The 269-nt window shown below is 65.1% G+C and carries 1 protein-coding gene; it reads left to right on the top strand.

Going from position 1 to position 269, the window contains the following annotated elements:
- On the top strand, window positions 1-269 hold a 269-nt coding region (locus ACKX14_RS15895; RefSeq protein WP_422449369.1), incomplete at both ends, for a DUF3275 family protein.

Here is a 269-nt window from a genome sequence, read left to right as displayed (position 1 = left end):
GACCATCCACGGCCGCAACGGCGACTTCAACGTCGGGCGCCTTGCGACCTCCATCGGCGAGTTCGTCGTGAAGAACGCCGAACTCGACCAGTACGCCGAAGGCAAGTACGAGGGCGATTTCGCCATCGCGGAGATTCGCCCGTCCACGTACACCGCCAACGGTCGCATGGTCATCGAGATCCGCGCCCTCCTGGGCGGGATGACCTTGTCCAACATCGACGCCCTGAGCCGTGACGACGCCCGCCGGCTGAGTCCGCAGGAAGTCGATC

The sequence above is a fragment of the Thermorhabdus hydrogeniformans genome (assembly GCF_049310025.1).
GTDB lineage: Bacteria > Bacillota > Thermosediminibacteria > Thermosediminibacterales > Tepidanaerobacteraceae > JBJYKD01.
The sequence above is the reverse complement of the archived record's forward strand: the minus strand, read 5'-3'. Positions and strand labels throughout refer to the sequence as shown.